Origin of the sequence: Microbacterium sp. BF1 (genome assembly GCF_019279095.1) — a bacterium.
Lineage (GTDB): Bacteria > Actinomycetota > Actinomycetes > Actinomycetales > Microbacteriaceae > Microbacterium > Microbacterium maritypicum.
Genome location: NZ_JAGYWT010000235.1, coordinates 1 through 3,790 on the forward strand (window position 1 = coordinate 1; position 3,790 = coordinate 3,790).

Below are 3,790 nucleotides of genomic sequence, written 5' to 3' on the forward strand. Positions count from 1 at the left end.
AGGCCCACGAGAACGCGCGCCGTGACTTCACCGCAAATCACGGCCACGAGCCCACCCCGCAGCCCCCCGAGCAGCTGCGCGACACCTGGCGACGCGCTGCGACTGCACCAGGTCGTGACGAGCGCCTCGACGCCGCCCGCCGGCACGTCGACGACAGCCGAAAGAAGCTCGAACACCTCCAGCGCGACCCAGCCCCAGCCCGACCCACAGCCCCGACTCCCGGCACGCCTGCACAGGAACGCGCAAAGGATGCGCAGTACCTGCAGGACAGAAAGCAGCTCGAACAGCGTCGTGCAAAGAGCCCCGAGCTCCGTAGCCCGCGAACACCGACACGAGGACTCGAGCGCTGAGTGACACACTCGGCCAGTGCATGCCGGCACAACCCGTGAGGCTCGGCCACAAACCGGGCGGGCAGCGGTTACACGGACGCTCGACGGGTGGCGCGCAGCGGCAGGTAGGTAGCCGCTTACAACGCGACAGGCGCAAGTACCATCACCACGATGTATGGACTGGGGAAGGTGGTCTCGCCTCCCGTCGGGAGGCTCAGCCGGACCACCACTCACGGATTCGGCAGCAGAGCGCCTCCCGGGACCCGGTCGACTCACCTTGCGAGAGCGTAGGGAATCGTCACGTCCGTTCGACGATCGGGGCGCGGGCATCGAGCAGCCGCGGTACAGATAGCCAAGTGGACACTTGCTCGAGTGGCCCTCGTCTGGCGAACATGAGCCACGCGGACGCCCCGACCTGACAAACGAAGAGCGTCATTCCAAGCGTGGCGATGCTCTGCAGCCCTCCTACACCGGTGGACTGGACGATGATCGAGATAACAATCACATGGACGGTGTACACGCTTAGAGGGACGACTCCCATCGCGAAGATGATTCGTCCGTAGCGAGCGTGACGTCGATTTAGGTCGAGTGCCCGCAGCACACGGACGAGACCCCATACAGACACAAACGCAGCACCTCCTGCGGCAACGTTCTCAACGACCACCCCCAAAGGATCAGGCAGCTCCAGCAGCGTAGACACCGTGGCGCCTGCTAGCGCGAGCACTCCGATCCAGCAGGCCATCCGGGTTGCCAAGGGAGAGAAGAATCCGCACCTTGTCAGCACGATGCCGAGCAGGACGTACGCCATCCACACGACCGCTGGATATTGCCCGAGCACCAGCCAGGATGCGAGCAGCTGAAGGTATCCGGGAAGGATCACGCCGTCGAGCGCCAGGTATGTCAGCCAAACCACGATCGGCCCAACCGCGGCTATGACGATCGCCGTGAGAAGCAAGGTCCGCCAACGCGCGAAGAGTAGGGGTATCACCAGTAGGAAGTAGACGCCGTAGTAGTCGAGGATAATAACCACTCCGGACGCGAATGTTCCTAAGAACAGCCCAAGCGCGATTAGGAAAATGCCGCGGATTCCAATGCGTCGAGACATTTCGCGTTTTTGGGAAGGTAAGTTCACGCCAGAGGATATGATCCCAAGCGCGACACCGTCTAGCAGTGCAAAGAGAAGCTGAGGCCGGTTTGATTCGCAAAGAATGCCGATGATGGGTATCGAACTTAGCTCTGCCGGCGGCACGGTGTGCAGCAGAATCATTCCGATGATAGCGGCAGTGCGCGCCGCGTCTACTCCGAGAAATCTGCCCATCGCATCGATTCGTAGTCGTGTTGTAGATTAGGTTCATGGCCAAGGTAAAGACTCGTCTTGCGACTGGGATCTTCTGGGTGACCGCGGCTGCGGCCGCGGCGGCACTTGCCACCTACTTCCTGTCAGTGCAGGTACTCACGGAAGCGAACAGGCGAGCCTTCGCCAATCGACCTGAAGTAGAGAACTGGGCGCTCCCTCAGGTGGGGACCGAAGGCCCTTCTTTGATCAACGCGCTTGGCGTAGCCGCCATCATCATCGCGGTTGCCGCGATCTTCTGGGGCATCCGCGGAGCGCGTCAGCCGCGGCACGCCTGAGCACCAGCGGACTGGGCGCATACCCGTGTGCAATGCGCATCAGCCCGTCATGGCTGATGCTGTCCGGCGGTTCTAGTCGAGTCCTGCAAGCGACCTCGCGCACTCTTGCGCCTGTCGTTCCCCGTCGTCGAGGGCATCCCAGGCTGATTGGACGCTTGCCACATCTTCTTCGCTTCCACCCATGTCTTCGACTTCCTCAGTGGTCATAAGGATGCCGCTGTCAGCGTTGTCGACGATGTCCTTGCCCGCCAGGAAGATTTCGGAGCTGACGCAGCTGTCTGGGCGCGAATCGGCCTCGTGGCCCCCGCACCCAGACAGCATGCAACCCATAGTCAGCAGCGCAAGCGCTGCGAGAACCGGCCGCTGTCGGCTCACACCTTCTTCCAGATCCCCACCGGGCACGGGCGCCCGAGCGGGTCAGCGTCACGAAGCGTGGTATCGCCGAAGAGACGGTACTTCACACCCTTGACGATCTTGTAAGTGTTGTTCCACCCGGGCAGCACAAGGCACGCGTTGGGGTTGAACGTGCTCTTCACTGCTGCCGCCTGCGGCTCGGCTGCAACCGCAGGCGCACCTGCGGACACGGCCAACGCCGCGGCCAAAACGAGTGCCCCGGCGAGCGACCTGATCTGGAACCTGTTTCGCATTATGCTTCTCATTTCTCGTTCATATTTGAGGGTCAGTACGGGCTTGTGGCGCTGTACCAGTAGGTGGGCTTGAGCGCCGACTTGGCGCACGCCATGGTCGGGTGGTATCCCAATGACTTCATTGCTGTCTGATGCGCCTGACAAGCCTTGAGAGTCGGGAAACTGCCGAAGACGTCAATCGTTCCCGCTGACGCAGGCGATGCAGTGAGAAGCGCACCCAGAAGCGCGGCAGTGACGACAGCCGAATACATGATCTTCTTCATGTATAGGAACGTATACGCGGCCAGCAGGCCCGGAACAGCAACTGCACTTGTCATTTCCCCATTACTAAAGTCGCAACTGCACTTTCTGGACCAATCGGGGAAGGGGTGAGAAAATATTTCGCCAGACTTCTGCGTGGTCTGGGCTCGTTTCTGTATGGGGGAATATCAATGACGTCACCTGTAATCGATCTCTTAGCGATTGCACTGAGCAAGTACAGGAAGGACAACCGGCTTACGCAAGAGGCCGCAGCAGAGCGCGTCGGCTGCTCGATACCTACGTACCGCAGCCTTGAGCAGCCTTCGCCTCGCCCGGGGATGCTGCCCGACCCAAAGTTGAGCACTTTGATGCGGGTGTTCGTGATGCTGGGACTTGACCAGGGGATTGTCGAGGTTCTCGCGTCTGATGTCCGTGACCTACCAGATGCTCTCGACGCAAGTCGTGAACGGAAGGACGACATCGGCCTGCTCTAGGAAGGTGGCTGGCTCAACCCGACGAGATTAGCCTCGGGCAGATGGGCGAGAGCGCGGCTCACGGTGGGGGGATGGTGGCGCTTCTTGGCTGAGGATGGCGGAGTGGATTTGGCGAGAGGGAAACCCCCAGCGCACGGGCCTCCGCCTGCCGCCGGGCGAAGAGGCATTGCCACGACAGCGGCACCAGCCTCGAGCCGTCCGGATGGGATTGCTGCGCGCGACGTCGGATGTCCTCGCGAAACTAGGGCACAGTGAGTCACGAAGCACGGTGTCGAGAGGGGGCAGCTCTTGAGTGGCAATAACGTCTGGGCCGTCGACGACTGTTCTTCCCAAGGAGGTTGTGGGCAGCGTGGCCTGATGGAATGAGGTGAGGACCTCCGGTATCGATATGGGCTACCACACTCATTCGATCGACAGAGGTCCTCATGTCTTACGTTACCCATGCTCG

The 3,790-nt window shown here is 61.3% G+C and carries 4 protein-coding genes; 1 reads left to right on the forward strand and 3 read right to left on the reverse strand.

Annotated elements, in window-relative coordinates; translation table 11 throughout:
• Window positions 1–627: 627 nt before the first annotated feature.
• Window positions 628–1,647, reverse strand: a complete 1,020-nt coding sequence (locus KZA10_RS09435) for a DUF1624 domain-containing protein (RefSeq protein ID WP_218682734.1) — start codon at window positions 1,645–1,647, stop codon at window positions 628–630.
• Between the two features lie 35 nt (window positions 1,648–1,682).
• Here KZA10_RS09435 and KZA10_RS09440 point away from each other — a divergent pair, with 35 nt between their 5' ends.
• The gene (locus KZA10_RS09440; RefSeq protein WP_218682735.1) at window positions 1,683–1,961 is read left to right on the forward strand and encodes a hypothetical protein; all 279 of its coding nucleotides are present in this window, start codon (window positions 1,683–1,685) and stop codon (window positions 1,959–1,961) included.
• A 371-nt stretch (window positions 1,962–2,332) separates the two neighbouring features.
• On the opposite strand, the gene KZA10_RS09445 is transcribed toward KZA10_RS09440, so the two are convergent.
• Both KZA10_RS09445 and KZA10_RS09450 read right to left on the reverse strand, forming a co-directional pair.
• Entirely contained in the window at window positions 2,333–2,608 is a 276-nt protein-coding gene (locus KZA10_RS09445; RefSeq protein ID WP_218682736.1) for a hypothetical protein, read from the reverse strand.
• Window positions 2,609–2,640: 32 nt separating this feature from the next.
• Window positions 2,641–2,871 carry a hypothetical protein gene (locus KZA10_RS09450; RefSeq protein ID WP_218682737.1) on the reverse strand — a complete coding sequence of 77 codons (231 nt, stop codon included), beginning with the start codon at window positions 2,869–2,871 and terminating at the stop codon, window positions 2,641–2,643.
• Window positions 2,872–3,790 lie beyond the last annotated feature (919 nt).